Source organism: Mesorhizobium sp. M7A.T.Ca.US.000.02.2.1 (assembly GCF_003996995.1).
Lineage (GTDB): Bacteria > Pseudomonadota > Alphaproteobacteria > Rhizobiales > Rhizobiaceae > Mesorhizobium.
In genome coordinates this window covers 1-787 of record NZ_RZTT01000840.1, presented here as the reverse complement: position 1 = coordinate 787, position 787 = coordinate 1, and the positions used below count along the sequence as shown (strand labels likewise).

General features: G+C 67.1%; 1 protein-coding gene. It reads left to right on the top strand.

Going from position 1 to position 787, the window contains the following annotated elements:
- The coding region (gene xseA / locus EOD15_RS35020) for an exodeoxyribonuclease VII large subunit (protein ID WP_127409362.1) at positions 1-787 on the top strand (787 nt) is incomplete at both ends.

Below are 787 nucleotides of genomic sequence, written 5' to 3'. Positions count from 1 at the left end.
GTGCGGGTGCGTGGCGAAATATCAGGCTACCGCGGACCGCATTCGTCCGGTCATGCTTATTTCGCGTTGAAGGACGACCGTGCCCGTCTCGACGCCGTGGTCTGGAAAGGCACGATGAGCCGGCTGAAATTCCGTCCCGAAGAGGGCATGGAGGTGATCGCCACCGGCAAGCTCACCACCTATCCCGGCAAGTCCAACTACCAGATCGTCATCGACAATCTTGAGCCTGCCGGCGCCGGCGCGCTGATGGCGCTGCTGGAGGAGCGCAAGCGGCGGCTACAGGCCGAGGGGCTGTTCGATGCCGGCCGCAAGCGGTTGCTGCCGTTCATGCCGCGCGTCATCGGCGTCGTCACCTCGCCGACGGGGTCCGTCATCCGCGACATCATCCACCGTATCAAGGACCGCTTTCCGCTGCACATCCTGGTCTGGCCGGTGCGTGTTCAGGGCGAGACGTCAGGCGCGGAAGTGGCCGCCGCGGTCAACGGCTTCAACGCGCTGGCATGGGATGGCGCCATCCAGCGCCCCGATCTGCTGATCGTGGCGCGAGGCGGCGGCAGCCTCGAAGACCTCTGGGGCTTCAACGACGAGGCGCTCGCCCGCGCCGTCGCTGCCTCCGGCATTCCGGTGATCTCGGCTGTCGGCCACGAAACGGACTGGACGCTGATCGATCTCGTGGCGGATGTGCGGGCCCCGACGCCGACGGGTGCGGCCGAAATCGCCGTGCCGGTGAAGGCCGACCTCGAAGCAACGCTTGCCAGTCTCGGTGCGCGGCTGAAAGCGGCGGTCC